This is a genomic window from Caloramator mitchellensis, assembly GCF_001440545.1.
Lineage (GTDB): Bacteria > Bacillota > Clostridia > Clostridiales > Caloramatoraceae > Caloramator > Caloramator mitchellensis.
Genome location: NZ_LKHP01000001.1, coordinates 291,645 through 318,163, shown reverse-complemented (window position 1 = coordinate 318,163; position 26,519 = coordinate 291,645). Strand labels below are relative to the sequence as shown.

31 protein-coding genes, 2 tRNA genes and 1 riboswitch are annotated in these 26,519 nt (G+C 32.1%); of the genes, 6 read left to right on the top strand and 27 right to left on the bottom strand.

The genetic code is table 11. From position 1 onward, the window contains the following. The 21 genes from mreC to aroC all read right to left on the bottom strand — a co-directional run bounded on the left by mreC (position 1) and on the right by aroC (position 17,943). Positions 1–834 carry a rod shape-determining protein MreC gene (mreC, locus tag ABG79_RS01530; RefSeq protein ID WP_057976402.1) on the bottom strand — a complete coding sequence of 278 codons (834 nt, stop codon included), beginning with the start codon at positions 832–834 and terminating at the stop codon, positions 1–3. A 14-nt stretch (positions 835–848) separates the two neighbouring features. Beyond that, positions 849–1,883 (bottom strand): rod shape-determining protein, encoded by a 1,035-nt coding sequence (locus ABG79_RS01525; protein ID WP_057976400.1) that lies wholly within the window; start codon positions 1,881–1,883, stop codon positions 849–851. Between the two features lie 14 nt (positions 1,884–1,897). Next, positions 1,898–2,584: a RadC family protein gene (gene radC / locus ABG79_RS01520; RefSeq protein WP_057976398.1), complete on the bottom strand. Its 687-nt coding sequence runs from the start codon at positions 2,582–2,584 to the stop codon at positions 1,898–1,900. Next, a complete protein-coding gene (locus tag ABG79_RS01515) occupies positions 2,565–3,173 on the bottom strand; it encodes a Maf family protein (RefSeq protein ID WP_057976396.1) in 609 nt (202 codons plus the stop codon). The genes radC and ABG79_RS01515 overlap by 20 nt, the downstream gene beginning before the upstream one ends. Positions 3,174–3,181: 8 nt before the next feature. After that, complete coding sequence (locus ABG79_RS01510) at positions 3,182–3,445, bottom strand: DUF4321 domain-containing protein (protein WP_057976393.1); 264 nt, start codon at positions 3,443–3,445, stop codon at positions 3,182–3,184. A 259-nt stretch (positions 3,446–3,704) separates the two neighbouring features. Then, complete coding sequence (locus ABG79_RS01505; RefSeq protein WP_057976392.1) at positions 3,705–5,438, bottom strand: NADH-dependent [FeFe] hydrogenase, group A6; 1,734 nt, start codon at positions 5,436–5,438, stop codon at positions 3,705–3,707. A 17-nt stretch (positions 5,439–5,455) separates the two neighbouring features. Further along, positions 5,456–7,249, bottom strand: a complete 1,794-nt coding sequence (gene nuoF, locus ABG79_RS01500; protein WP_057976390.1) for an NADH-quinone oxidoreductase subunit NuoF — start codon at positions 7,247–7,249, stop codon at positions 5,456–5,458. A 14-nt stretch (positions 7,250–7,263) separates the two neighbouring features. After that, positions 7,264–7,665 carry a (2Fe-2S) ferredoxin domain-containing protein gene (locus ABG79_RS01495; protein WP_057976389.1) on the bottom strand — a complete coding sequence of 134 codons (402 nt, stop codon included), beginning with the start codon at positions 7,663–7,665 and terminating at the stop codon, positions 7,264–7,266. Next, positions 7,665–8,213 (bottom strand): ATP-binding protein, encoded by a 549-nt coding sequence (locus tag ABG79_RS01490; RefSeq protein WP_057976387.1) that lies wholly within the window; start codon positions 8,211–8,213, stop codon positions 7,665–7,667. The genes ABG79_RS01495 and ABG79_RS01490 overlap by 1 nt, the downstream gene beginning before the upstream one ends. Before the next feature lie 11 nt (positions 8,214–8,224). Then, positions 8,225–8,722, bottom strand: a complete 498-nt coding sequence (gene nuoE / locus ABG79_RS01485) for an NADH-quinone oxidoreductase subunit NuoE (protein ID WP_057976384.1) — start codon at positions 8,720–8,722, stop codon at positions 8,225–8,227. A 42-nt stretch (positions 8,723–8,764) separates the two neighbouring features. Continuing rightward, on the bottom strand, positions 8,765–9,490 hold the full coding sequence (locus ABG79_RS01480; protein ID WP_057976382.1) for an SPOR domain-containing protein: 726 nt from the start codon (positions 9,488–9,490) through the stop codon (positions 8,765–8,767). A gap of 52 nt (positions 9,491–9,542) precedes the next feature. After that, on the bottom strand, positions 9,543–10,040 hold the full coding sequence (locus tag ABG79_RS01475; protein ID WP_242859286.1) for a C40 family peptidase: 498 nt from the start codon (positions 10,038–10,040) through the stop codon (positions 9,543–9,545). Next, positions 10,025–10,149, bottom strand: a riboswitch (cyclic di-AMP (ydaO/yuaA leader). Its footprint overlaps the gene before it by 16 nt. Before the next feature lie 45 nt (positions 10,150–10,194). Then, positions 10,195–10,836, bottom strand: coding sequence for a lactate utilization protein (locus ABG79_RS01470; protein WP_057976380.1), 642 nt, complete (start codon positions 10,834–10,836; stop codon positions 10,195–10,197). 6 nt (positions 10,837–10,842) lie between these two features. Next, positions 10,843–11,364 (bottom strand): GNAT family N-acetyltransferase, encoded by a 522-nt coding sequence (locus tag ABG79_RS01465; RefSeq protein ID WP_057976374.1) that lies wholly within the window; start codon positions 11,362–11,364, stop codon positions 10,843–10,845. A 134-nt stretch (positions 11,365–11,498) separates the two neighbouring features. After that, positions 11,499–11,582: transfer RNA gene (locus ABG79_RS01460), tRNA-Leu, on the bottom strand. Between the two features lie 47 nt (positions 11,583–11,629). Beyond that, the gene (locus ABG79_RS01455; RefSeq protein ID WP_057976372.1) at positions 11,630–12,169 is read right to left on the bottom strand and encodes a lytic transglycosylase domain-containing protein; all 540 of its coding nucleotides are present in this window, start codon (positions 12,167–12,169) and stop codon (positions 11,630–11,632) included. Further along, the gene (gene coaE / locus ABG79_RS01450) at positions 12,162–12,773 is read right to left on the bottom strand and encodes a dephospho-CoA kinase (RefSeq protein WP_057976369.1); all 612 of its coding nucleotides are present in this window, start codon (positions 12,771–12,773) and stop codon (positions 12,162–12,164) included. The genes ABG79_RS01455 and coaE overlap by 8 nt, the downstream gene beginning before the upstream one ends. Positions 12,774–12,781: 8 nt before the next feature. Next, positions 12,782–15,343, bottom strand: a complete 2,562-nt coding sequence (polA, locus tag ABG79_RS01445; protein WP_057976367.1) for a DNA polymerase I — start codon at positions 15,341–15,343, stop codon at positions 12,782–12,784. Between the two features lie 105 nt (positions 15,344–15,448). Further along, positions 15,449–16,240, bottom strand: a complete 792-nt coding sequence (locus ABG79_RS01440; protein WP_057976365.1) for a hypothetical protein — start codon at positions 16,238–16,240, stop codon at positions 15,449–15,451. Position 16,241: 1 nt separating this feature from the next. After that, entirely contained in the window at positions 16,242–16,790 is a 549-nt protein-coding gene (locus tag ABG79_RS01435; protein WP_057976363.1) for an RNA polymerase sigma factor, read from the bottom strand. Next, positions 16,750–17,943 (bottom strand): chorismate synthase, encoded by a 1,194-nt coding sequence (gene aroC / locus ABG79_RS01430; protein ID WP_057976360.1) that lies wholly within the window; start codon positions 17,941–17,943, stop codon positions 16,750–16,752. Before aroC ends, ABG79_RS01435 begins: the two co-directional genes overlap by 41 nt. Before the next feature lie 161 nt (positions 17,944–18,104). Between aroC and ABG79_RS01425 the strand changes: the two genes are divergently transcribed. Together ABG79_RS01425 and ABG79_RS01420 are read left to right on the top strand one after the other, a co-directional pair. Next, positions 18,105–18,437 (top strand): hypothetical protein, encoded by a 333-nt coding sequence (locus ABG79_RS01425; protein ID WP_057976358.1) that lies wholly within the window; start codon positions 18,105–18,107, stop codon positions 18,435–18,437. A gap of 30 nt (positions 18,438–18,467) precedes the next feature. Next, a tRNA-Leu gene (locus tag ABG79_RS01420) sits at positions 18,468–18,555 on the top strand. 33 nt (positions 18,556–18,588) lie between these two features. Here the strand turns inward: ABG79_RS01420 and ABG79_RS12455 are convergent. Beyond that, positions 18,589–18,750 (bottom strand): hypothetical protein, encoded by a 162-nt coding sequence (locus ABG79_RS12455; protein ID WP_160318206.1) that lies wholly within the window; start codon positions 18,748–18,750, stop codon positions 18,589–18,591. A 128-nt stretch (positions 18,751–18,878) separates the two neighbouring features. On the opposite strand from ABG79_RS12455, the gene ABG79_RS01415 reads away from it, so the two are divergent. After that, a complete protein-coding gene (locus tag ABG79_RS01415) occupies positions 18,879–19,592 on the top strand; it encodes a hypothetical protein (RefSeq protein WP_057976357.1) in 714 nt (237 codons plus the stop codon). A gap of 98 nt (positions 19,593–19,690) precedes the next feature. Here the strand turns inward: ABG79_RS01415 and ABG79_RS01410 are convergent, their stop codons facing one another. From ABG79_RS01410 to thpR, 4 genes are read right to left on the bottom strand one after another with little or no spacing between them, the layout of a single operon-like run. Beyond that, positions 19,691–21,106: an aminopeptidase gene (locus ABG79_RS01410; protein WP_057976355.1), complete on the bottom strand. Its 1,416-nt coding sequence runs from the start codon at positions 21,104–21,106 to the stop codon at positions 19,691–19,693. 45 nt (positions 21,107–21,151) lie between these two features. Beyond that, a complete protein-coding gene (locus ABG79_RS01405; protein ID WP_057976353.1) occupies positions 21,152–21,706 on the bottom strand; it encodes a 5-formyltetrahydrofolate cyclo-ligase in 555 nt (184 codons plus the stop codon). Between the two features lie 9 nt (positions 21,707–21,715). Next, complete coding sequence (locus ABG79_RS01400) at positions 21,716–21,958, bottom strand: DUF896 domain-containing protein (RefSeq protein ID WP_057976351.1); 243 nt, start codon at positions 21,956–21,958, stop codon at positions 21,716–21,718. A 14-nt stretch (positions 21,959–21,972) separates the two neighbouring features. Beyond that, on the bottom strand, positions 21,973–22,521 hold the full coding sequence (gene thpR / locus ABG79_RS01395; RefSeq protein WP_057976349.1) for an RNA 2',3'-cyclic phosphodiesterase: 549 nt from the start codon (positions 22,519–22,521) through the stop codon (positions 21,973–21,975). Positions 22,522–22,715: 194 nt separating this feature from the next. On the opposite strand from thpR, the gene mtnP reads away from it, so the two are divergent. Genes mtnP through ABG79_RS01380 form a run of 3 tightly spaced genes read left to right on the top strand, consistent with a single transcriptional unit; the run spans position 22,716 to position 25,203 of the window. Continuing rightward, complete coding sequence (gene mtnP, locus ABG79_RS12600; RefSeq protein WP_057976347.1) at positions 22,716–23,504, top strand: S-methyl-5'-thioadenosine phosphorylase; 789 nt, start codon at positions 22,716–22,718, stop codon at positions 23,502–23,504. A 12-nt stretch (positions 23,505–23,516) separates the two neighbouring features. Further along, positions 23,517–24,545: an S-methyl-5-thioribose-1-phosphate isomerase gene (gene mtnA, locus ABG79_RS12595; RefSeq protein ID WP_057976344.1), complete on the top strand. Its 1,029-nt coding sequence runs from the start codon at positions 23,517–23,519 to the stop codon at positions 24,543–24,545. Between the two features lie 4 nt (positions 24,546–24,549). After that, positions 24,550–25,203: a class II aldolase/adducin family protein gene (locus tag ABG79_RS01380; protein ID WP_057976342.1), complete on the top strand. Its 654-nt coding sequence runs from the start codon at positions 24,550–24,552 to the stop codon at positions 25,201–25,203. Positions 25,204–25,310: 107 nt separating this feature from the next. On the opposite strand, the gene hydF is transcribed toward ABG79_RS01380, so the two are convergent. Beyond that, positions 25,311–26,510 carry a [FeFe] hydrogenase H-cluster maturation GTPase HydF gene (gene hydF, locus ABG79_RS01375; protein ID WP_057976340.1) on the bottom strand — a complete coding sequence of 400 codons (1,200 nt, stop codon included), beginning with the start codon at positions 26,508–26,510 and terminating at the stop codon, positions 25,311–25,313. Positions 26,511–26,519: the final 9 nt, after the last annotated feature.

The window sequence follows — 26,519 nt, the reverse complement described above, 5'->3', positions numbered from 1 at the left end:
TTATTTAATTATTACCATAACTTTTTCTATTCTGGATAAATCAACCTCAGGTTGAATATAAGCAACTTTTGATAAGTTTAATTTTTCATCCTCAATATAAGTTATCTTTCCTATCAATATATCCTTTTGAATTAAACTTGAATCTTCTGAAATTATATTTGTAGTAACAACTAAATCCCCTTCCTTTGCCTTTGTATCATATGGCAATAGGCTTATTTTGCATAACTTATCCTTATTTGTGGATTTTGTTCCACTTACAAGACCGATATCCTCAGTTGATGATACCTTTGCAGGTATGTTAGCCATTTCATCTATCAAAGTTACAACTTTTGCATTGTTCTCATTAACCTCTGTAACTTGTCCAACAAATCCATTTCCTGCAATTACATACTGGCCCTTTTTTATACCATCCCTTGAGCCAACATCGATTATAATAACATCAAACCAGCTGTCGCCAACCTTAGCAATAATGTTAGCTCCTATCAATTTAAGGTCTTTGTGCGTATTTTTAAAATTCAAAAGGCTATTCATTTCTTCATTTTCTTTCTTGAATCTGTCATATTCAATTTGTCGTGCCTTCAAGTCCTCTACTTCAGCTTTTAGCTTATTATTCTCTTCGATAAGATTGCTAATAGATGATACGAATGAGAAAACGTTACTTATTCTTTGCCCTGCTAAATATAGATACTTCTGTATCGGAGCAACAGTAGATGTTATTGTCCCTTGTATTATTCCTGTGTTTTCTTTTTTATTTGCAGTTATACCAATAAATATCGTAAATGCAAGACAAAGAACAAGCACTATAGTTAGTAGCTTGTTCTTCAAAAAATCCATTTAAATCCCTCTTTCTATCTTGACTTGGAAATACCAAAGCCTCTGCTGCCTGATAGTCTATCAATATAATCAAGTGCCTTCCCCGCACCAACGGCTACACAATCGAGTGGATTTTCTGCTATATGAACAGGTATATGAGTTTCACTATTTATTAATTTATCAAGTCCTCTCAGTAGGGCTCCACCACCTGTTAACATTATACCTTTATCCATTATATCTGCTGCAAGTTCAGGAGGTGTCTTTTCAAGAGTAAATTTAATAGCATCTACAATCGCAGTGACAGGCTCATTTATAGCTTCTCTAATTTCGTCTGAAGTAACCTTGATAACCTTTGGAAGCCCTGTAACCAAATCTCTTCCCTTTATTTCCATAGTAATTGCTTCATCTCCAGGATATGCAGAACCAATTTGAATCTTTATCTGCTCTGCTGTTCTTTCTCCAATCATTAAATTATACTCTTTTTTAATATAATTAACAATTGATTGATCTAGTTCATCTCCCGCAATCCTAAGTGATTTACTTGTAACAATACCATCAAGAGAAATTACAGCTACTTCAGTTGTCCCTCCACCAATATCAACAACCATGCTTCCTGTTGGTTCATTAACTGGAAGTCCAGCACCTATAGCTGCAGCCATCGGTTCTTCTAAAAGGTGAACTTCTCTTGCACCTGCTTGTCTTGTAGCATCTTCGATGGCTCTTTTTTCAACTTCAGTAACACCAGATGGATGGCATACCACTATCCTTGGTCTAATAAATGCACCCCCATTAGTAATCTTTTTAATGAACATTTTCAGCATATTTTGTGTAATATCAAAATCAGCAATGACGCCATCCTTTAATGGTCTTATTGCAACTATATTTCCTGGTGTTCTTCCTATCATTTCCTTTGCCTCGTCGCCAACAGCTAATACTTGTTTTGTATTGTCATTTCTAATCGCAACAACAGAAGGTTCTCTTAGTATTATTCCTTTTCCTTTAACATAAACTAATGTATTAGCAGTTCCTAAATCTATTCCCATATCCTTTGAAAAACCAAATATTCCCATGTTAATTCTCCCTTCTAGAATAAATTTCTCTCTTTCAAGCTAATGTAGCAGCCATCTCCAATTATAATATGATCAAGCAAATCTATTCCTACTAATTTTCCGACTTCATATAATCTTCTTGTAATATTGATATCTTCTGAACTTGGTTCAGGATCGCCGGACGGATGATTATGACATATTATAATAGAGGAGCTACTTCTTCTAATAGCCTCATTAAATACCTCTCTTGGATGAACTATTGATGAATTCAAACTCCCAACAGATATATCCTTTATATCTATAACATAATTTTTTGTATTTAGCAATATTAATCTTAATATTTCCTTTTTTAGAAATCTCATATCTTGTCCTATAAGTTCAAAAACATCCTTAGGACTTGAGATTTTCACTTTTTCCTGGGACCTTAAGCCTCTCATCCTTTTCCCTAGCTCTATAGCAGCTTTAATTTGTGCAGCCTTTGCCATTCCAATTCCTTTTATAGAGCTAAGTTCTTCAAAAGTGCTATTGCTTAAAAAATCAATTCCTCCATTGTGCATTATATTGCTCGCTAAATTTATAGCACTTAAGTCCTTTGTCCCAGTTCTTAGCAAGATTGCTAATAGTTCTGAATTAGATAGGACTTCAGGTCCAAATTTAATTAGTCTTTCTCTTGGTCTATCACTCTGGGGCATATCTTTTATTCTATTTCTCTTGACTTCCATTTAAACACTCCTTGCTTAAAAGATTTACCCCCACATCCTTAAGCATTTCGTTTAATTTATATACTGGTAGACCGACTACATTGAAATAGCATCCATTTATTTTTTTTACAAATATACTTGCTAATCCTTGAATTGCATAGGCTCCTGCCTTATCAAATGGCTCACCGCTTTTAATGTATAAATCAATTTCATCAGCGCTTAATTCTTTAAAATATACATCAGTTGACTCATAACTTGTTATTGTTTTATTATTGAATACGTCAAGGACGCAAAGACCTGTTATTACTTGGTGAACTTTCCCGCTTAATGTATATAGCATTTGTTTTGCATCTTCCTTATCCTTCGGTTTACCAAATACTAGGCTATTCATAACTACTATGGTGTCAGCACCAATTATTATACTTTTACCATCTACCCTGGATGCAACATCTATAGCCTTTCCTTTAGCCAGTTCCACTGAAAGTCTTATTGGTTCGGTGTCAATAAGTTTTTCTTCATAATTCGAAGGAATGATTGTTATATCTGGCAAAAACATCTTTAGTAATTCAATTCTGCGCGGCGAAGCAGAAGCAAGAACAATTTTTTTCATTTAATCACCTACATTTTTTTGTAAATAATAAAACCTAAAATAAGTCCAACAACTGATAAAATATTTACTTTAAATAAAATTCCAAACGTAATAGCAATTAACTTTAAGTCAACACTTAACGGCTTGGAAATACCTAATACAAAATCCCTTTTCAAAAAATATAATGTATTTACGCTGTTTCCGAGAATTTCACCTATTATACCGCCAGCTAATCCGAATATTAACATTAATATAAATAGATAACCATAACCCCTATAATTTTGCCTACCCATAAAACTCTACCCCTTTATAATTTTTATACTTTTTTTCAATTTTTAATCACTTTGATAAAAATTTCTCTTATAAGTTTATCATTTAAAGAGCAAATAAACAAGTGCTATTGGTCAAAATGCTAAAGCAAATTTAGTTTTTGACTTATTTAGATTATAGCATTGAGCCCCCTTGAATGATTTCAATGGCATTTGCTCATGAAATCATTCAAGGGGGACTCTAAAAATCCTATGCTATCCCAATTGACAATGTTATTTTGAATCAGAATCTATCTCTTTTTACATAATGTGTGTGTAAAAGTTCGTGACTCTTGTGGCTGTTAGGTTGTCCTAAGAATTCTTCATAAATTCTTGTTATGTCAGGGTTTTTATGTGACTTTCTAATTGGCAAGTGCCTGTCTTCTTCGTAGATAGCCTTAGCTCTTTCTACTCTTACATCCATTTTTTCTCTTGTTTTCGCGTCAACGATTGGCTGTCCACCACCTGTTACACAACCACCTGGGCAAGCCATAACTTCTATGAAGTCATATTGTCTTTCACCTGACTTTATCATATCGAGAAGTCTTCTCGCATTTGATAGTCCATGTGCTATTGCAGCCTTTACCTGTCTTCCATTCAAGTCTATAACTGCTTCCTTTATTCCAGTTACTCCTCTAACAGCTGTAATTTCAACATTATCAAGGTCATTTCCAGTAATTACTTCATATACTGTTCTAAGAGCAGCTTCAGCAACTCCACCTGTCGCTCCAAATATAACAGCAGCTCCAGTTCCTTCGCCGAATGGATTATCAAATTGTTCATCTGGTAAATTCTTAAAGTCTATGCCTGCTTCTTTAATCATTTGTGCAAGCTCTCTTGTTGTAAGAACTATATCTACATCCTGCATTCCTTCATGTGATAGTTCTTCTCTTTGTCCTTCAAACTTTTTACCAACGCATGGCATAATTGATACTGTAACAATGTTCTTAGGGTCAATTCCCATTTTTGCTGCAAAGTATGACTTGATTAATGCGCCTTCCATTTCACTTGGAGACTTACAAGTTGAAAGGTTATCTATCATTTCTGGGTAATAATGTTCTACAAATTTAACCCATCCTGGACAGCATGATGTCATCAATGGGAGATTTTCACCCTTATTTAGTCTTGAAATTAATTCTGTTCCTTCTTCCATTATTGTAAGGTCTGCACCAAAGTCAGTATCAAACACTTTATCAAATCCAACTCTTCTTAGAGCGGCTACCATTTTTCCTGTTACTCTTGTTCCAATTGGCATTCCAAATTCTTCTCCAAGTGCAACTCTAACAGCAGGAGCAGTTTGAACGACAACGAATTTTTCAGGGTTTGATATTGCTCTCCAAACTTCCTTTATATTTTCCTTTTCATATAATGCACCAACTGGACAAGCCATAATACATTGTCCACAGTTAACGCATACAGTATTTGCAAGTGCTCTATTAAATGTCGGAGCAACCTTTGTATTAAATCCTCTTCTTGCAAATCCGATTGCATGAACAGTTTGAACTTCACTGCAGGTTGCAATACATCTTCCACAAAGAATGCACTTTTCTGGATCTCTAACAACTGAAGTAGAAGCACTGTCTATATCTTCATGTGTTTTTTCGCCTTCAAATCTTAAATCTCTAATATTTAATTCCTTTGAAACTGACTGCAATTCACAATTCTCACTTCTAATACAAGTTGTGCATTCTCTCTTATGGTTGGAAAGAATAAGTTCAACAACTGCTCTTCTAGCTTCTCTGACCTTTTGAGTATTAGTCTTAACATGCATACCATTTTCAGCTTCTAGCGTGCATGACGCAAGTAATCTTGGCCCAACTTCAACAACACATACTCTACATGCTCCAACTTTATTGATTTCTTTTAAATAGCAGAGAGTTGGTATTTCTACTCCTATTTTCCTTGCTGCTTCTAATACAGTGGTTCCTTTTGGAACTTCAACCTCTATTCCATCTATAGTTAGTTTAACTAATTCCATTAACTTCACCCCTTAAATCACTTTTTCTCAATTGCCTTGAATGGACATTTTTCCATACAAACTCCGCACTTAACACACTTGTTTTGGTCTATAACAAATAGTTCCTTTACCTTACCACTGATTGCACTTACAGGACAATTCTTAGCGCATATGCTGCAACCCTTACACTTTTCAGCAATTATTGTATACTTCATTAGGGACTTACAAACTCCTGCAGGACATCTCTTTTCTTTGACATGTGCTTCATATTCGTCTCTAAAGTATTTCAATGTTGATAATACAGGGTTTGGAGCTGTCTGTCCAAGTCCACATAGTGCAGTATTCTTAATTTGGTATGAAAGCTCTTCAAGTTTAACTAAATCTTCTTCAGTTCCCTTACCTTCTGTTATTTTTTCAAGTATTTCAAGTAGTCTCTTAGTTCCTACTCTACATGGTGTGCACTTTCCACAGGATTCGTCTTGAGTGAATTCAAGATAGAATCTAGCAACGTCAACCATACAGTTGTCTTCATCCATTACTATCATACCACCTGAACCCATCATTGAACCAAGTGCTGTTAATGTGTCGTAATCGATTGGTGTATCAAGGTGTTCTGCTGTTATACATCCACCGGATGGTCCTCCTGTTTGAACTGCCTTGAATTTCTTTCCGTTTGGTATTCCTCCACCTATTTCATAAATAACTTCCCTTAGTGTTATTCCCATTGGAACTTCTACAAGCCCTGTGTTTGTTATCTTTCCACCTAGGGCGAATACCTTTGTTCCTTTGCTCTTCTCTGTTCCTATTGATGAGAACCATTCTGCTCCATTAATAAATATAGGTGGTATATTTGCATATGTTTCTACATTGTTTATTACTGTTGGCTTACCCCATAATCCTGATTGTGCTGGGAATGGTGGCTTTGGTCTTGGCATTCCACGTCTTCCTTCTATGGAGTTCATTAGGGCAGTCTCTTCTCCACATACAAAGGCTCCTGCACCAAGTCTTACTTCTATATCAAAGCTAAAGTCTGTTCCAAATATATTCTTTCCTAAAAGTCCATATTCTCTTGCCTGCTTTATTGCAACTTCAAGTCTTTCTACTGCTATTGGATATTCTGCTCTTACGTATATATATCCTTGACTTGCTCCTATTGCATATCCTGCTATTGCCATTGCTTCTAATACTGAATGTGGATCCCCTTCAAGAACTGATCTGTCCATAAAAGCACCTGGGTCTCCTTCGTCTGCATTACATATTACATACTTTTGATCAGCCTGTGATTTTGCTGTGAATTCCCACTTTAATCCTGTCGGGAAGCCGCCGCCTCCTCTTCCTCTTAATCCTGATTGTTTCACTACTTCTATAACTTGTTGTGGTGTCATTTCTGTTAACACCTTTGCAAGTGCCTTATATCCATCAAATGCAATGTATTCATCTATGTTTTCAGGGTCTATTACTCCGCAGTTTCTTAGAGCTATTCTGTATTGCTTCTTGTAAAAATCTACATTGTTTAGTGACTTTATTCTTCCTTCTTCTACTGATTCCTTATATAAAAGTCTTGTTACAACTCTTCCCTTTACAAGATGTTCTGCTACTATTTCTTCTACATCTTCAACCGTTACTCTGCTATAAAATGCTCCTTCTGGATACACTATTACGACTGGACCTAATTCACATAGCCCAAAGCAACCTGTTCTTATTACTTCTATTTCATTTTCTATTCCATGCTTTTTTATCTCTACATTGAATTTTGTTAATATATCCATTGAACCTGATGATGTACAGCCTGTCCCACCGCACACCAATACTTGTGAACGATAAAATGCCATAGTTTCCCCTCCAATCACTCTTTTTCAGCCTTGTAGTCGTTTAGTATCTTGCCTTGAACTACATGCATCGTATATTCGTCAACTACTTTTCCATCTCTGATGTGCTCTGCTACTATTCTTCTTGCCTTATCTGCATCCATCTTTACATATGTTACCTTTTCTTCGCCTGGTTTGAAAACTTCTACTATCGGCTCCATCTTACATAGTCCTATGCATCCTGTTTGTGCTACTGTAACATCAGTTAATCCTAATTTTTCAACTTCTTCCATAACTGCAAGAAGCACTGGTCTTGCGCCTGCTGCAATGCCACATGTTGCCATTCCTACTACTATTCTTGTTGTTGTTCTATCTTTTCTCTGATTAACTCTATCGAGGGTCTTTTGTCTTATTTCTTCTAATTCCTTTAATGTTTTCATTAAAAGGCACCTCCACTTATTTCCTTTAAATTTTCCTTTATATAATCCTTTATCCATATTAAAATATCAGGAGTGTTTATTTCTTCAGTTCCTAATATTTTTTTAACTTCTCTTGTGTCCAATAAAAAGCTTTTTTCATTGTAATAGTGTTCATAAACTAAATCAACGCCGGGATTTAAGAGTGCAGAAATAATTGTTTCCTCCATTTTCCCAAGTGGTGGTCTATCAATATTATTATATTCCATCACAGCAGTGACTTCAGTTCCAACTCCTAATTCAGATTTTATATCAAGATACCCGTTGCACCTTAGACATGTAGCTTCAAACAAAGATAAACCTAGCCCGACTTTCCTTGTCGTTCTTGAAGTAACAAAAGGATCCTTTATATTTTTTAGTGTTTCTGAATCAATACCCTTGCCATTATCCTTAATTTTCATAATTAGTAAATTGTCCAGAATATTTTCTTTTATTTTAACTTCAATAAATGTTGCGTTTGCAGTAATTGAATTTTCAATGATATCCATAATATGAAGAGAAATTTCTCTCATATATTTCCCTCTTATTTATATTCTTTTAGTATATCTGGAATCATATCAGGAGTTAATCTTCCATAAACCTTTTCACCGATTACCATTACAGGAGCAAGGCCGCACGCTCCAAGGCATCTTGTTGCTTCTAATGTAAACTTTCCATCCTCTGTAGTCTTATTTACGGAAATATTTAACTCTTGAGAAATTTTATCAATTAATAATTGAGCTCCCTTAACATAGCAAGCTGTCCCAAGGCATACTCTAATTACATGTTCTCCCTTCGGCTCAAGTGAGAAGTATGAGTAGAATGATGCTACTCCGAAAATTTCTGACATGGGGATATTCAATTCGCTTGATACTTCCTTCAAAACATCTTCTGGTAAATACCCATATATGTTTTGAATTTGATGTAATACTGGAATTAATCCCCCTTTAACGTCTTTATACTTTTTGATTATTTCTCTAGCCTTTTCTAATCTTTCATCAACTTGATTATTGCCACAGCAGCAGCAGTTTTGTTGACTCATTTAGTTCACTCTCCTTGTTTGTTATTTTACTAACATTATTTATTATTTTAATTGGCTAATGATGCCATCTAATTCCTTCACGATGTAAATCTCATTAGCCAAATTATTCAAACATTCCTCATATTTTTTCAATGAAAGATTTTTATCGAATTCATTAATACTCATTTTGAAATCTGTTAATAATTTATCAATGCTTTGTGAGTTATGTTTTTTTATTTTTAGCATTTTATTCTCAATTGATAATTGCTCTGAATTGATTCTATTGTTTAGAACATCTATTTGCTTTGAAATAAAGTTATTTATTTCTATCAATAGTTCATTATTAGTTGAAAATTCGACACTTTTTATTATAAACGACAGCTTTGAATTACGCAAATGTTTTTCTTCATTTGTTACATAAATTTTATTATTTTCTATTAGGCTGATTACTGTATACCCATTATTTTCAATAATTGCATTTCTAATCCCTTGCATTTTTAGAGTTTTTGAAAAAATTTCTGCGTTCTGTTTTACTTTAAAGTAGCCAAGTTGAACTATGTAATAATTGTATTTATGCACCTGATTGATTTTTGTTGTATTATTAGAATCATTTACATTACTTTTAATATTAGTTTTTTGCTCGTTAGTTAACTTGTAATTAATAGCATCACTATTAATTCTATTCATTATATAATAAGATGATGATAATAGAACTAAAAAAATGACCGAAATTATAGCGATTACTCTTATTTTATTATTTTTATGTATATGAATCCTTACATATCTCATTTCCCCACCCCCGTAAATAATAGAAAAAAGATAGAGCAACTGCTCTATCTGATTACCTCAATATTCGTGCTGCCCCTTTATATCTTTTAGTATAGTAGGCTTCGCTTAATTTGGTTATAGTTACATAACCAACTCCAGATGAAGCATGAATGAATTTACCATTTCCTATGTATATTCCTACATGCGATATTCCTTTTTTATAAGTTTCAAAGAATACCAAATCACCTGGAAGTAACTCATTTTTTGAAATCTTTAACCCCATTTTATACTGTTCCGCTGCGCTATGTGGTAAGTTATAACCTAAAAACTTAAAGGCAAATGAGGTAAAACCAGAACAATCGAAGCCTCTAGTAGATTGTCCACCGAAGACATACTTTACTCCCAAAAATCTTTTAGAGTAACTTACAAGCTGAGGACCTCTTGATAAAACTACCCTAGTATCTCTGGAATTTTTTGTTGTCTGCGCTGATACATTAACAACACTAAAAATCAACATCAGCACAATAATTAAACAGATTTTTCTTTTAAACATAGCTTTTCTCCTTCCCATGCCTCCGGAGTTAGCTGACGGGTTCGGGAGAAGGATAATCCCTACTGTTAATTCAGATTCACCCCAAAAACGGTTCCTCCGTACCTTTTGGATTCGGCACTTTTTGAATATTATATCATTATATTATATTCAATACAACAAATAAGGTGAAAATTTAAAATCCTAATTCTTGTTTTATCAAAATAACAATTCCTCTCCCCTTAACATTTTGTCTGTAGGTAATCACATAATGATTGCAGATTCTTTCTGGCGAATTGCAATCCATACATACCCCTACTTCGGTGCAAGGAGTCTTTCTTGAAAGCCTCTTTGCGTTTATAGGAGAAGCATAGTTTCTTACTCTATTATATGCTTCATTTAAATCCTTAACAATTTTATTGTATCCTGCCATAACTATAACTTTCTTTGGTCCAAAAATCATAGCTGCAGCTCTATTACCTGTCCCATCAAGATTTACAAGGTATCCTTCTTCTGTTATTGCGTTGCTACTTGTTATAAGATAATCCGCAAAGAATGTTTTTCTAAAAATTTCTCCTATTTCTTCAGGCGTTAATCCTTCTTTGTATCTATCCAATACTTCAACTTCCATATCTCTAACAAAGTCGATAAATCCATTATCAATTAATGTCATTGAGCCACCAAACGAAACCTTTGCATTTTTTTCAATAATATTTTTTAAAGTAGTTTTTGCTTCTTCAACATCATTAACAATATATACATCATAATTGTTCTTTTCTAAGGATTTCTTCACCCTTTCAAGTTTCTTTTCAAGATACCAGTTAACATTTGAATTCATCAAAAATCACTCCTTTTTATATTTATAATATATCTGAGCCGGTTTATTATTTATTTTTAAATAATATGATTCTCTTTCGAATTTATAACCATTTTTAATCCAAAAATTTTTGCTTTGTTTATTTTCAGAAGAAATAACAGCAAAAAATCTTTCAACCCCAAAATTTATGCTTATATGCTCCTCAAAAGAATTGAGCAAAATGCTACCAATCCCTTTATTTCTAAATGTATCTTTTAATATGTAGGTTAAAAACCAATTCTCAAGATTGTTTTTATTTTCTAATCTGCCTTTAATTATTCCTATTAATTCTTTGCTATAAAAAATGCCACAAAAATATTCAAATGTATTGATTAGAGTCTCAACATACCTTTCATGCAGTTTTTCAAAATCAAAATCGTAATTGTTTTCATGACCAATTACATTCAGATTAGTTTTATCAGATACAATTAATTGATAAACATCTTTTAAATTATCAGAATTCAAATTCTGGATATTATAATCTTCAATTAATATCTCAATCGGAAGCAAATTATCACCTACTAAATTAATCTATATATAAATTAATTCTACGCAAATCATAAAATTCCTTTATGTTGCATAGAATTTTTTAATAAAAAAAATTAAACTTGAGAATATGCTCAAGTTTAATTTATAATTTACTATGGTGCGGAGAGCGGGACTTGAACCCGCACGGGATACCCACACGCCCCTCAAACGTGCGCGTCTGCCGATTCCGCCATCTCCGCTTGACAGAATTTATAATACCAAAAATTTTGTTTTCTGTCAATACTATTTAGTAAGATTGACCATAAAGCCACTTATATTTTGTATAGTATGATTTAACTTTCCTAATATAAATTCTTGTTTCTAAAAATGGAAGTTCTTCAGACTTTAAAATGTATTGCTTTTCTTTTAACCATTTTCTTACATTTCCTTCTCCTGCATTATATGCTGCAAGTGTCGTATCTAGATTCCCACCAAAGTCTTTGTTAAGTTTGCTTAAATAATAAATTCCAAATTTTATATTAGTTTCTGGATTCAAAAGCTCCTCATTAGAAAATTTTGAAGTCTTTAAAAGATATGATATATATTCACCTGTTTGTGGTGTTATCTGCATTAGTCCCATTGCTCCTTTGCTTGAAATAGCATTAGGATTAAAATTGCTTTCAGCTTTTATTATCGAAAAAATCAACAAGGGGTCCATATCATATCTTGAAGCATATTTTATAACATATACATCGTATTTAATCGGATAACAAAATTTAAAGATTGTTTTAATATTTACTAGTATTATGATGCTTATAAAGAAAGTTAACAATGTTTTTTTATTCATTACACTCCTCCGAAGATTTTATGCTATTAATAATTTTATTTACCTGCATCTTGGTATATTCAAAATCTTTTGTATTATCAATTATATAATCTGCATATTTTATTTTTTCTTCAAGCTTCATCTGGGAATTTATTATTTTAAACGCATCATCTTTTGATATATTATCTCTTTTAATTAATCTTTCTATTTGTGTATTTAAATCTACGTAAACTAAAATAATTATATCAACCAATTCATAAAACTTTGCTTCAATAAGTAGCGCAGCATCAACTATAATTAGTTTAAAACCATATTTTTTATATTCTATTATTTGTTCATTTAATCTCTTCCTTATTTCTGGATGAGTAATTTCATTTAGCCTGTTTAATTTATTCTTATCATTAAAAACAATATTCCTTAGCTTGCTTCTATTCAGTTCGCCACTTTCCAACAATATTTCATCACCAAATTCCCTAACTAGAATTTTTAAAACATCGCTCCCACTTTGAACTATTTCCCTTGCAATTTTATCTGCATCTAATACTGGGAATCCTCTTTGTTTTAAAAATTCTGAAACAGTTGATTTTCCTGAAGCTATTCCACCAGTTAATCCAACGATTTTCATTAAATCACCTACTTCGCATCATACCAAGTCTTACCAATGTGCACATCAACAGCTAAAGGAACGATTAATTTAACTGCATTCTCCATTGATTCTTTAACAATATTTGCTACTAAATCTATCTCATTTTTCGGAACCTCTAAAATCAATTCATCATGAACTTGTAAAATTAATTTTGATTTTAAATCATTTAGCTTTAAATTTTTATATACTTCAATCATAGCAATTTTAATTATATCAGCTGCAGAACCCTGAACAGGAGAATTCATTGCAAGCCTTTCCCCTAAAGCCCTTAAAGTTTTGTTTGTCGATTTTATCTCTGGAATATATCTAATCCTATTTAAAATAGTAGTAACATATCCATTTTTAGCTGCATTTTTTATAGTATCATCGAGATACTTTTTCACTCCACTGTATCTTGCGAAATAATTTTCAATATAAGTTTTCGCTTCTTTCCTTGATATTTTTAAATCTTTAGATAGTCCATAGTCGCTAAGTCCATAAACTATACCAAAATTAACTGCCTTTGCTCTACTTCTTAAAAGTGGTGTTACTTTTTCGATTGATACGCCAAACACTTCTGAGGCAGTTCTTGTGTGGACATCTTGTCCTTTAATAAAGGCATCTATAAAATTTTCATCCTTTGAAAGGTGTGCTAATACCCTTAACTCTATTTGTGAATAATCAGCAGATAAAATCAAATTATCCCCGGACGAAGGGACAAATGCTTTCCTTATTCTTCTTCCCATATCTAATTTTATAGGTATGTTTTGCAGATTAGGCTCAGTGCTTGAGATTCTTCCGGTTGCAGTAACAGTTTGGTTAAATCGAGTATGTATTTTCCCATCCTCACAAATAGCTGTTATTAATCCTTCAATATATGTGGTCTTTAGTTTAATAAGCTGCCTATAATGTAATATTTTTTCTACTATTTCATGTCTCGAACTCAATTCTTCAAGAACTTCAGCATCAGTTGAGTAACCTGTTTTTGTTTTTTTAACAACTGGTAGATTTAATTTTTCAAACAAAATGACCCCAAGCTGTTTTGGAGAATTTATGTTAAATTCTTCACCTGCTAGCTCATATATTTCATTTGTCAATCTTTCAATTTCAATATTTAATTCCTGACCTAATTCTTGTAATGTAGCATATTGAATTTTAAATCCATTTGTTTCCATTTCAGAAAGAACTTCTATCAATTTAAGTTCTACGTTATAATACAAGTCCTTCATATTTAATTTTTCAATTTCATCAATCATTTGATTTTTAATTTTATCTATATTTTGCAAAAATAAAGCTGCTATGGATATTTTATCATTGTCAGCTACGTTTAAAGAAACATACTTGCTAAGTAGATTCTTTACTTCATATTTGCTCTCCGATGGATTTAAAATATAGGCTGCAACTTCTGCATCAAAATTCAAACCCTTCAGCTCTAATCCATTTTGTTTTAAAAAGTTAAACAAAGCCTTTGAACTATAAGTATTTTTTTCTATTTTTTCATCCTCAAATATATCCTTAAATTTGTATACATCTTCTTTTTTTAGCAGTATATTACCGTTTATTAATAAGCCTTTAAAAATATTGTTTTCTTCAATAACAAAAAAGGCAAACTTATTATTTGTTTTGATTTCTTGCTTTATGTAATCTATATTGTATTCTTCAAATATTTCTATACTAATATACTTTTCTTGCTTTTTATCTATTTTAATTTTAGTTAATTTATCTATCAAACTATAACATTCATATTTTACCAACAATTCCCTAACTTTATCGGAATCGTATTCCATAAGCTTAATTTTTTCAAAATCAATTTCTATAGGGGCGTTTACATTAATTGTAGCCAGTTCCTTGCTCAAGTATGCAAGTTCTCTATTGCTAATTAGTGTTTCTTTTACTTTCTTTGAACTTATCTTATCAATATTGCTATAAATATTGTCCACGTTTTTAAATTCCCCAAGCAATTTTAAAGCAGTTTTCTCTCCGATTCCTGGAACACCAGGTATATTATCAGAAGCATCACCCATTAAAGCTTTCATTTCAATTATTCCTTCAGGTTCAAAGGGATACTTTTCTCTAAAATATGAGATGTCGAATTTCTCAATTTCACTTATGCCTTTTTTAGTAATATACACATCTATATTTTCTCCCACAAGTTGAAGACTGTCTTTATCTCCAGTAAAAATAATTATTTCAAGTTCCTTACTTGAATAATTTTTTGCTACTGTGCCAATAATATCATCGGCTTCATATCCGTCCAACTCAATAATGCCTATATTAAATGCTCTTAAAATCTCCTTAACAGGTTCAAGTTGAGAATACAATTCGTCAGGCATTTTTTGGCGCCCAGCCTTATATTCTGAATATTTTTCATGTCTAAAATTCAGTTTGCTTTTGTCAAATGCTGCTATAATATAGTCGGGCTTTGTTTCTTCAAATATTTTTAAAAGCATTACAGTGAATCCATAGACCGCATTGGTTGGAAGCCCATATGAAGTATTCATTGGAGGTAAAGCATAAAATGCTCTGTTTAATAAACTATTAGAATCTATTATAATTAGCTTTTTTGTCATCTGTATCACTCCTCATAATGCAAAAATATTATTACTAATCAATAATATAACACTAAATACAAAATTAAAAAAGATGCATATACAAATAAAAAGAAGTAGCATTAGCTACTTCTTGATTAATCTAATAACAATTTCATTTTGCTGACTATCCTGTTGTGATATTTGTAATGATTTTAACTCAAGTTTATTATTATCAACGTATTGTTTAAATTCCTCAAATTTTTCTGGAGTAAATGAATACAATTCACTTGAAATTACCTGACTGTTACTTTTTAAATAATCAAGTAAATTAATATCTCTCTCAGAATAATAAAGTTCATAGCTATAAGTGATATTTCCCTGACTCAAGGTGTTTAAAACATTATTATTATGCTCAGCTGTAGAACTTATATTATTGTTTTGAGCTACAGCAACTTTTGTGGTATTGCTATCAACATCGCTTTTTTCTATTGACTTCTTAGGCTTTTCTGTATTTTGCTTTACAGTATTTTTTGTAGCTTTTGTTGTTTCTTTTTTAGTCTGAGTCGTATTATTAGTATTGTTTTGTATTTTTGTATTAGAATTATCAAGCGCTACAGCTAAATCATTGTTGTCCTTAGCTGTATTTATTTCCTTATTAACTTCTTGCTGAGCAACTATGTTAACTTCTTTTTCTTTTTCAAGTCCCACATAAACCATTCTACCAGCTCCAGCTACAAAGATAACTATCGCAGCTGCAACGGATAAATATTTCTTAAAGTTAAATCTTCTTATAAGTTTATTTTCTTTAGTTTTAATATTTCTCATAACTGCTTCATGCAAATTGTAAGGCGGTTCCAAAGTCAGATCTTTCAATAATCCTGCTTCAATTTCTTCCTGTTCAGAAAATAAGGTGTTAATATATTTAGACTCCTTCACATTAATTCCCCCTTCGAATTCCATTTTTGATTAATTCCCTTTTTAATGCTTCTCTAGCTCTGTTAAGTCTAGACTTAACAGTACCTACTTCGATGCCTAATATATCTGAAATTTCTTGATAAGAAAATCCATGAATATCTCTTAATACTATTATCGTTCTAAAGTCTTCGCTTAATTTTAATATGCATTTTTTTATGATTTCTTTTAATTCCTTATTTTCAATAACATTTTCGGCTTTTTCAAATTTCTCATCCCCTGCAGCAATATATTCATCTAGCGACAAATCGTCCTTTCTCTTTTTAATATAATCAAGACATGCATTATAAGTGATTCTATATATCCAAGTAGATAACTTACTATCTCCTTTAAATGCAGAAATAGATTTATAAATCTTAATCGCCACCTCTTGGGTAACATCAAATGCATCGTGTTCATTTTTTAGCATATAATAGGCAATATTATAAATCTTACCTTCGAATTTTTTTATAAGAGATTCGAAGGCATCTATATCATTGTCCTTGCATTGCTGGACTAAAATTGTCTCTTCCATAATCTTCTCCCCTATTAACCCTATTAATGTAATGTTCAAATGAAATCAATAAATCTTCTAAACTGTCACCTGCAAATTTATTTATCATTTCTTTTGCAACTTCATAAGCCAATACATTTTCTGCAATTACGGCTAAAGCAGGAACTGCACAAACATCTGAACGTTCATATCTGCTTTTAACTACATTTCCATGGACATCAAAAGTTTCAAACTCTCTTCTTGTAGTTGGAATTGGCTTCATAAAAAGTCTAACTTTTATCGGCATTCCATTTGTAATTCCGCCTTCTATTCCACCTAAATTATTAGTTTTTCTGCTAAACCTTCCATCTTCAAAAATAATTTTATCGTTAAACTCACTACCATATAATTTAGATGATTTAATCCCATTTCCAATTTCAACAGCCTTTACTCCCTGAATTGACATCATAGCTCCGGAAATTAAATAATCCATTCTTCTATCGTAAAACGAATAACTTCCAAGACCTACAGGAACACCAAAGGCAATAACTTCAATAGCTCCACCTATTGTTTCTCCAATTTCTTTTGCAATTTGAATTTCTTTTATCATTTTCTTCTCTATATCTTTATGTAAACATCTTATAGGAGATGATTCTATTTTATTAATCAAATCTTCATTGTAACTGTCAATATATGAAAAATCTTCAATGTTTCCAATCATAACTACCCTGCTAATAAATTTGACGTCAAAAAATTTTAAAAGTTCCATACAAATTGCACCAATTGCAACTCTTATTGCTGTCTCTCTTGCACTTGCCCTTTCTATTACATTTCTGATATCGTCAAGATTATACTTTAGAAATCCATTCAAATCTGCATGACCAGGCCTTGGTATTGTGATTTTTTCGTTATACTCCTTTTGAAAATCCATTACTTCTGCCCAATTTTCATAGTCTTTATTTTTTATTGAAATACAAATTGGAGCACCTGTTGTTTTACCGCCTCTGACACCTGAAATTATTTCTATCCTATCAGATTCTATTTTCATCCTTGTTCCTCTTCCAAAACCAATTTGTCGTCTCTGCAATTGTTTGTTAATATTCTCAATATCTATTGGAACATTAGACGGAAATCCTTCAAGGATTGCAACCAGCATCTTTCCATGCGATTCACCAGCATCTAAAAATCTTAGCATATTCTCACTCCAATTCGACATATTTTGCTAATATTTTTATAATATTTCCTACTAAAGAATATTGTAGCACAAGAGCAAGACAATTAAAACAGAATTGTAATATTTGAAAAGATATGTTTTTTTGATATAATATAACTTAATAAAAGAGAGGGGGAATTGAATTGTTTTGGTATCAGTTAGGCATTATAACTGCGATTGTGATTGTGTCAGTAATTATTTTTAATTATTTACGTCCATTTCTTTTAAAAACGAACATTAAAAAAAGCCATTTAATTATTTTATTAATTGTATTATTAATTTTGCCTCCATTTTTGGGTAATCTATATAAGGCGCCTGTTGTTCAATATACTCAGATGTTATTAGTCTCATTAACAACCCTTGCTTTTGTTGATTTTTTGAATATTGAAAAGACAAACAAAAATAAAAAAATAATCGGGAGGCCAAAGCCAAAGCCAAATAGAATAAAAGATAAGAAAAATAATATTGACAAATAATAATTACCATGTTAATATATTATTGTCCTTGCCGAAGTGGTGGAATTGGCAGACGCGCCGGACTCAAAATCCGGTGGGCTAATAACCCGTGCGGGTTCGACCCCCGCCTTCGGCACCATAGAGACATAAGAAGCTTCTTATGTCTCTTTTTTTATTCGTTTCTTCCAAATTTATTGACTTCTTCAATTATGTCAAGCATCCCTTTTAAATAATATTTCTCCAGTTCATTATCCCCAAATTTTTCGTGTTCAAGGTATAATTTGTAATAATTCTGTAAAAGAAATACTATAAGTTCATCCTTATCAATTAGCATATCTCACACCTTACCCCTCTATTCTTTTGTATATATTTTATTCACCTATTTTAATTTTGCTAATTAAAATTAAACCTTACATATAAATATTAGTTTTTGTACAATATATAAGAAGTGGAGGTGTTATTATGAATGATATAAACAAAGGAGTCGTAATATATGATGATAAGGAAGTAATTTCTGAAAAAATAATAGAAAAGGAAATCGAACAATTTAAACTTATTCAGAACTTTATTAAGAGTCAAATGAAGGAAGGCGAAGATTACGGAAAAATCCCTGGTAGCCCAAAACCCAGTCTATTTAAGCCAGGTGCGGAAAAACTATGCAATTTATATGGTTTTACAATCAATGTAGACATAATTGAAAAAGTAGAAAACTGGAAGGAAGGTTTCTTTTACTATCTTTGCAAATGTTCTTTAAGAAGTAAAAGAACTGGAGAAATAATCTCTGAAGGACTTGGTTCATGTAATAGCAAAGAAACGAAATTTGCAAGACAAAATTCTTATACTATTGTCAATACTATTCTTAAAATGGCTAAAAAAAGAGCACTTATAGATGCTACTTTATCAGCCACAAGAACATCAGGAATATTTACACAGGACGTAGAGGATATGGACGAGATACTTGCGACAAATGAAACTGTTGAAATAAAAGAAGATAAAATTGAATATGCTACCACAAATCAAAGAAATTATATCTTAAAGCTTGCTAAAGATAAAAATTTATCTGAAGATGATTTTAAAAAACTTACTCATGATTTAACTGGAAAAATTGAAAGTAAAGAATGGACTAAAGATGATGCATCTAGAATTATTCAAGAACTTAAAGGTTCCCAAAAATAAAAAACACCATTAAAATACTAATTTTTTTATTATTTTAAACACATAACCGCGTGGCACATCCTTAGGAAGTCCACGCGGTTATAAATTATTAACATAAACTATTTAATATGTTGCAAAAATACCTTGTATGCTTTATAGGTTTCATAAATATCTACTTTACTAGCTATTTCCCAAGGAGCATGCATGCTAAGCAGTGCAACTCCACAGTCAACAACTTCCATTCCATATTCTGCAGTTATATATGCTATTGTTCCACCGCCTCCCTGGTCAACCTTTCCTAATTCTCCTGTTTGCCATGTAATGTTATTTGCATTGAATAAATCCCTTATTTCTCCCAAAAATTCAGCATTTGCATCGTTGCATGAATATTTTCCCCTTGAACCAGTATATTTTGTAATTACAATGCCTTTTCCCATATACGCACTATTTTTCTTCTCCAATACTGAAGGATAAATAGGGTCAAATGCAGCCGTAACATCTGATGAGAGCATTTTAGAATTTGCAAGTGCCCTTCTTAAGTTAAGTTCTGTGTATTCTCCCTTAAGATTCATAATTTCAGCAAGAGCATTTTCGAAGAATTTCGAATGCATTCCTGTGGCTCCATTGCTTCCTATTTCTTCTTTATCAACAAACAGTGCAACGCAAGTCTTTTCAGGTTCATTAATTTCAAGTATTGCTTCCAATGAAGTGTAAGCACAAACTTTATCGTCATGTCCATAGGCCATTACCATGCTTCTATCTAATCCAACATCCCTTGATTTTCCAGCTGGAACAATCTCAAATTCAGCAGTAATAAAATCTTCTTCATTCATGCCATATTTTTCATTTAAAAGTCTCAATATATTTAACTTTACTCTGCCCTTAGCTTCCTTATCTTCTATTGGCTGACTTCCTATTAAAACATTTAAATCTTCGCCTTCTATGCCTTTTGCTAGTTTCTTTTCCATCTGATCTGCTGAAAGGTGAATTAATAGGTCTGTAATATATAAAACTGGGTCGTTTTCATCCTCACCAATTACTACATTAACCTTTTCCCCACCTTTTTTAACAACAACCCCATGTAATGCAAGTGGGATTGTAACCCACTGGTATTTTTTTATTCCTCCATAATAGTGAGTTTCAAGAAGTGCAAATCCTTCGTCTTCATAAAGAGCGTTAGGCTTTAAATCTATTCTTGGAGAGTCAATATGTGAACCAACTATGTTCATTCCATTTTCTATTTTATCTTTCCCTATTACAAATAAAGCCACAGCCTTTTCTTTGTTTATTGCATAAATTTTATCTCCAGTGTTTAATTTCCTATTTTCTTTAATTGCATCATTTAAATTTATGTATCCCTTTTCTGTTGCCCTTTTTACTATTTCGTTTACTGCTTCTCTTTCAGTTTTAGAAGCATCCATGAACTCTTTATAGTTTTCTGAAAACTCCATAACAGCCTTAATGTCTTCAGCAGTTAACTTATCCCATACGCTGTCAAATTTTTTGGTTAGATTTTCTAATTCGTTTTTACTCATTATTGTTACCCCCTTTGAGTTGCTAATTACATTTTAACATTTACATTATTTTATGGCAATTATCTCTGAATCGCATACAATATAGTCCATTTTAACATCATGTTCTTCTTCAAATACATCTTCTACTAATTGAAGTGTATAACACAAGCCAACTTTTAAACCTTTATAATCACTAAGAAATTTATCGTAATATCCTGCTCCGTAGCCTAATCTATAACCCTTTCTTGAAAATGCAACTCCTGGAACAATTATAACATCGATTTCTTTTTTGTCCGCAATTTCATATTCAAAAGGCTCCATTATATTGTATTCCCCTAATCTTAAGCTCTTTATTGTTTCGATTTTACAGGGGATAATTTCTCTAACATCTTTTATAACTTTAGGAAGTATAACATTTATGTTGTTTTCAAAACAGTATTTCATAAGGATTTCAGTTGATACTTCATTTTGAATTGGATGATATAACATAATGCTTTCGATTTTACTCATATCAATCAATTCAAAAATATTTGCTGTAACCTTTTCGCTTAATTTTCTTACCTCTTCTTGGCTCAGTAAATTCCTTTTATTTATTATTTCTTTCCTAAGTTCCTTTTTCATACTATCACCTTAATGTTTGTGATGGCAGTGTTCATGTCCACAACTGCACTTTTCTTCCTTTTTGAGCTGTTCGTATTCTTCTGGAGTGACTATTTTTATATTTTCGAGCTGACTTCTTAAATTTTCCTTAACAGAGTCTACATAAAGCCTTCTTAAGAATGCTTGTTCTTTTTTTTCTTCTTCAGTTAAGGTTCCAGCTACCTGTTTCTTATAAAGTTCATTAATCCTTGCTATTTGTTCCTTTGTAACCATAATATCATCCTTTCTCATTTTAAATGAATAATTTTTAGTGGAGTATAAACTCTTTTACCGTCAATTTCTTCACTTTTCATGATGACGAGCTTGTCAAAAATAATATCTGATATTTTGATTTCTTTTAACTTATTCTTTAATTCATCAAAACTAACTTTTAAATCGACATCTTGAGCAATAGTAACATGTGGAGTAAATTTATTTTCTCGTTTGAATCCAAATTCAAGTGTAATTACATCAACAGCCTCAGCAATATTTGTTATTTTTTCAATCTCTCCAATTATTTTTAAATATATAGTTCTAATATTTTTTCCAACTCCAAAAGCATCTATTCCGTTTAATTGTATATGTATTTTGCTAAAATTTACTGATGATTCAAGAAGCTTTTTGTAAATTTTATCAATTGTTCCATGATTAGTTTCTCCTAAAAATTTAATAGTTAGATGAAAATTATCTATATATTTAAATCTTCCCTTATTTGAATTCTGTTTGATAATCCTTTGAATTTCAGCAATTCTTTCTTTTGATTTAGTATCAAACTCAAAAGTAATAAATGTCCTCAAATTCACCACCTCTAATATATTTATACTACAAAAATGGTAATATTTAAAGATAAAAGTGATTTCGTAAATTAAAGATTTGATAAATCATTAAAATATATTTAATTTATCCAATTTCAGATTATTTTAATAGTATTGTATTTTTAATTTTATAGAATTATAATTATTGTGTTAAGGTGATATAAGGAGTTGGATGTATGAAAAAAATTGCAATAATAGGTGGTACCGGTGTATATTCACCTGATATTTTTGAAAATTTGAATGAAATCCAAGTTAATACCCCATATGGAAATGTCAACATTATTGAATCTACATACAAAGAATCTATTGTTTACTTTTTAGAAAGACATGGTAAAGGACACAAATTACCGCCACATAAAATAAATTATAGGGCTAATATATGGGCATTAAAGATGTTGAATGTCGATAGAGTATTATCAACAGCAGCAGTAGGTTCCTTAGATAAAATTTATCCGCCCGGAGCCTTCGTCATAATAGACCAATTCATTGATTTTACAAAACAAAGGCCATTGACTTTTTTTGAAGGAGATAGTGGAGTCGTTCATGTTGATATGACTAATCCTTACTGCATTGATACACGCGAGCATATTTTAAAAGTTTGTCAAGATTTAAATATTATTCATTTTGATAAAGGAACGTATGTTTGCACAGAAGGTCCGAGATTTGAAACTCCTGCAGAAATCAAAATGTATAAAATGTTAGGAGCTGATGTTGTCGGAATGACTAATGTTCCAGAGGTTATCCTTGCCAGGGAAGCAAATTTGTGCTATGCAACAGTTGCCATGGTAACAAATTATGCTGCTGGTATTTCTGAAAGTGCATTAACGCATAAAGAAGTAACAGACAATATGGTTAATATGGCTGATAATATAAAACGTTTGTTTTTGCGTGTCATTGAAACTATTCCTATAGAAAAAAAATGTAATTGTAAATACTCTACTCAAGAATTGGGAAATTTAAAATAAAGGGGAATTATTATGAAGCCTATAATCTGGTCAAAATATAAGCTTGAATTGTTAGACCAAAGATTACTGCCAGTTACAATTGAATACGTCAAATGTTCAAACTACAAGGATGTAGCAGATGCGATTAAGTCCATGGTTGTAAGAGGAGCTCCTGCTATTGGTATAGCAGCTGCCTTTGGAGTAGTTTTAGGTGCTTTAGAATTTATCGATGAAGATAAAATTGAATTTGAAAAGAAAATGCAAAGCGTATTTGAAAGCCTTGCTTCAACAAGACCAACGGCTGTTAATTTGTTTTGGGCTATAAGCAAGATGAAAGACACATTGTTTGATTGTTTAAATTTAAATAAAGACGAGATAATAGCTTCATTAGAAAAAAAGGCTATTGAAATTTTAGATGAAGATTTAATGCTCAACAAAAAAATTGGTGAATTTGGAGCTAGTTTACTCCCTGAAAAGTGCTCTGTTCTAACCCATTGTAATGCAGGTGCTCTTGCTACCGCTGGATGGGGAACAGCACTTGGGGTTATAAGGTCGGCTAAGGAAATGGGAAAGGACATTAAGGTTTTCGCCGACGAAACAAGACCACTATTACAGGGTGCTCGATTAACAGCATTTGAACTTATGCAGGATGGAATAGATGTGACCCTGATTTCCGATAACATGGCAGGCTATGTTATGAAGTTAGGACTGATAGACGCAGTAATTGTCGGAGCAGACAGAATAGCCGCAAATGGAGATACTGCAAATAAAATAGGAACCTATTCATTATCCGTTCTTGCAAAGGAACATAAAGTCCCGTTTTATATTGCCGCTCCATATTCTACTTTTGATTTGCAAATAAAGAGCGGAGATGAAATACCAATTGAAGAAAGAAATCACGATGAAGTTAGAAAATTATTTAATATAGAAATAGCACCAAAGGATGTAAAGGTATTTAATCCATCCTTTGACGTGACTCCTAATGAAAATATAACTGCTATAATAACTGATAAGGGCGTTATAAAACCACCATTCATCGAAAACATTAAAATTATGAGGTGAGACAATGGATATTGAAAGTATAAAACGCGACATTATATTTTATGGACTTGAAATTAAGCGTGTTGGTTTAGTAGTTGGAACTTGGGGTAACATAAGTGCTAGATATGAAGATAAAGTTTTAATTACCCCAAGCGGTATTCCTTATGAAAAATTATCTCCTGAAGACATTGTTATATGTGACTTGAATTGCAATGTTTTAGAGGGAAGACACATACCCTCAACTGAATTGAGCACTCACGTTGAAATTTACAAACATCGCGATGATGTAAAATCAATTATACATACACATAGCATATACGCTTCTGCAATAGCTGTTACAAGAAAAAATATTCCAGCTATTATAGAAGACATGGCAATGATTATAGGCGGTGAAGTTCCTTGTGCAAAATACGCCTTTCCAGGAACAATGGACCTTGCTGAAAATGTATTGGAGGTCTTAGAAAACAAAAATGCGGTTCTTCTTGCTAACCATGGTGCTATTTCAATGGGAAGAAGCATAAAGGAAGCCTTTAACGTTTGTCAGATACTTGAAAAGTCAGCACAAATTTATATTTTTGCTACCCAGATAGGCATGCCAAAACCTTTAGCAATTGAAGAAGTTGAAAAAATGCGAGAGATATATTTAAATAAATACAGTAAGAACGACGAGGCAAAATAATTTAACTTTATGTTTAATTAGCCCCATGAAATGATTTACGGTTATTAGCTCATTTCAAGGGGCTAATTAAATAAGTTTATAAACTTTGAACTACTTTTAGAAAAGCTTTATATACTTAAATTAAAAACTTCTACAACCCTATCGAGTATTCCATGGATTTCAGCAATAGCTATGCCATAATTTGTTATAGGAACGCCCTGTTCGATACAACGTATAATTCTTGTCATCAATTGTTTTCTATTGAACATGCATGAACCACAGTGAACTACCAATTTATATTGACTTACGTCTTCAGGAAAATCAACTCCTGCATTAACTGTAATTTCGAGTTCTCCTCCTGCTCTTTGCTTAAGCCAGTTTGGTAATTTTTCTCTTCCTATATCCCCTTGCAATGCATGGTGCGTACAAGCTTCCGAAATCAATATTCTATCACCAGGTCTTAAATTATTAATCTGTTTAGCTCCCTTAACAAAAGTTTCAAGTTCACCTTTATATCGAGCAAACAATATAGAGAACGAGGTTAATGGTACATCCTGTGGAACAATAGAATTAACCTTTGCAAAAACCTGTGAATCTGTTATAACTAGGTCAGGTTTTTTGTTTAAAACCTTTAAAGCATCTAAAAGCTCGCTATCCTTTACAGTAAATGGCATAGCATCGTGGTCCAATATATCTCTTATAATCTGAACCTGCGGTAAAATAAGCCTTCCTTTAGGCGCCTGTATGTCCTGTGGTGCAACAAGTAAAACAGTATCCTTTGGCTTTATAATATCTCCCACTATTGTTTCTCTCTCATAATCTGTTGGAGCATTTATTTGAATTAATTCTTTAAGCTTTCCAATATTTATTTTTTTGCTCGCACTAACCTTTACAAAAGGGATATCGAAAGCGCTTTTAAATACATCTAAATCAATATCTCTTTCATCAATTTTATTAACAACCCCAATCACAGGAATGTTTCTTCTTTTTAATTCTTCAAACCATCCTGTTTCAAAATAAAAATCAGATACATCTGCAGTGAAAACTAAAATAGCTAAATCGGTCTTATCCATAACCTCTTTTGTCTTTTTAACGCGTAGCTCTCCAAGCTCTCCTTCATCGTCTAGACCGGCAGTATCTATAATTACAACTGGTCCAATTGGTAATAATTCCATGGCTTTATATACAGGGTCAGTAGTTGTTCCAGCATAATCCGATACAAGTGAAATTTGCTGACCAGTTATTGCATTTATTAAACTTGATTTACCGGCATTTCTTTTCCCAAAAATTGCAATATGAAGCCTATTTGCCTTTGGTGTATCTTGCATTATACCACT

Coding starts and splice junctions, on each gene's coding strand:
- mreC (WP_057976402.1), bottom strand. CDS start 834: ATGGATTTTTTGAAGAACAAGCTACTAACTATAGTGCTTGTTCTTTGT.
- ABG79_RS01525 (WP_057976400.1), bottom strand. CDS start 1,883: ATGGGAATATTTGGTTTTTCAAAGGATATGGGAATAGATTTAGGAACT.
- radC (WP_057976398.1), bottom strand. CDS start 2,584: ATGGAAGTCAAGAGAAATAGAATAAAAGATATGCCCCAGAGTGATAGA.
- ABG79_RS01515 (WP_057976396.1), bottom strand. CDS start 3,173: ATGAAAAAAATTGTTCTTGCTTCTGCTTCGCCGCGCAGAATTGAATTA.
- ABG79_RS01510 (WP_057976393.1), bottom strand. CDS start 3,445: ATGGGTAGGCAAAATTATAGGGGTTATGGTTATCTATTTATATTAATG.
- ABG79_RS01505 (WP_057976392.1), bottom strand. CDS start 5,438: ATGGAATTAGTTAAACTAACTATAGATGGAATAGAGGTTGAAGTTCCA.
- nuoF (WP_057976390.1), bottom strand. CDS start 7,249: ATGGCATTTTATCGTTCACAAGTATTGGTGTGCGGTGGGACAGGCTGT.
- ABG79_RS01495 (WP_057976389.1), bottom strand. CDS start 7,665: ATGAAAACATTAAAGGAATTAGAAGAAATAAGACAAAAGACCCTCGAT.
- ABG79_RS01490 (WP_057976387.1), bottom strand. CDS start 8,213: ATGAGAGAAATTTCTCTTCATATTATGGATATCATTGAAAATTCAATT.
- nuoE (WP_057976384.1), bottom strand. CDS start 8,722: ATGAGTCAACAAAACTGCTGCTGCTGTGGCAATAATCAAGTTGATGAA.
- ABG79_RS01480 (WP_057976382.1), bottom strand. CDS start 9,490: ATGAGATATGTAAGGATTCATATACATAAAAATAATAAAATAAGAGTA.
- ABG79_RS01475 (WP_242859286.1), bottom strand. CDS start 10,040: ATGGGAAGGAGAAAAGCTATGTTTAAAAGAAAAATCTGTTTAATTATT.
- ABG79_RS01470 (WP_057976380.1), bottom strand. CDS start 10,836: ATGAATTCAAATGTTAACTGGTATCTTGAAAAGAAACTTGAAAGGGTG.
- ABG79_RS01455 (WP_057976372.1), bottom strand. CDS start 12,169: ATGAATAAAAAAACATTGTTAACTTTCTTTATAAGCATCATAATACTA.
- coaE (WP_057976369.1), bottom strand. CDS start 12,773: ATGAAAATCGTTGGATTAACTGGTGGAATAGCTTCAGGAAAATCAACT.
- polA (WP_057976367.1), bottom strand. CDS start 15,343: ATGACAAAAAAGCTAATTATAATAGATTCTAATAGTTTATTAAACAGA.
- ABG79_RS01435 (WP_057976363.1), bottom strand. CDS start 16,790: ATGGAAGAGACAATTTTAGTCCAGCAATGCAAGGACAATGATATAGAT.
- aroC (WP_057976360.1), bottom strand. CDS start 17,943: ATGCTAAGATTTTTAGATGCTGGTGAATCGCATGGAAAGATGCTGGTT.
- ABG79_RS12455 (WP_160318206.1), bottom strand. CDS start 18,750: ATGCTAATTGATAAGGATGAACTTATAGTATTTCTTTTACAGAATTAT.
- ABG79_RS01415 (WP_057976357.1), top strand. CDS start 18,879: ATGAATGATATAAACAAAGGAGTCGTAATATATGATGATAAGGAAGTA.
- ABG79_RS01410 (WP_057976355.1), bottom strand. CDS start 21,106: ATGAGTAAAAACGAATTAGAAAATCTAACCAAAAAATTTGACAGCGTA.
- ABG79_RS01405 (WP_057976353.1), bottom strand. CDS start 21,706: ATGAAAAAGGAACTTAGGAAAGAAATAATAAATAAAAGGAATTTACTG.
- ABG79_RS01400 (WP_057976351.1), bottom strand. CDS start 21,958: ATGGTTACAAAGGAACAAATAGCAAGGATTAATGAACTTTATAAGAAA.
- mtnP (WP_057976347.1), top strand. CDS start 22,716: ATGAAAAAAATTGCAATAATAGGTGGTACCGGTGTATATTCACCTGAT.
- mtnA (WP_057976344.1), top strand. CDS start 23,517: ATGAAGCCTATAATCTGGTCAAAATATAAGCTTGAATTGTTAGACCAA.
- ABG79_RS01380 (WP_057976342.1), top strand. CDS start 24,550: ATGGATATTGAAAGTATAAAACGCGACATTATATTTTATGGACTTGAA.
- hydF (WP_057976340.1), bottom strand. CDS start 26,510: ATGCAAGATACACCAAAGGCAAATAGGCTTCATATTGCAATTTTTGGG.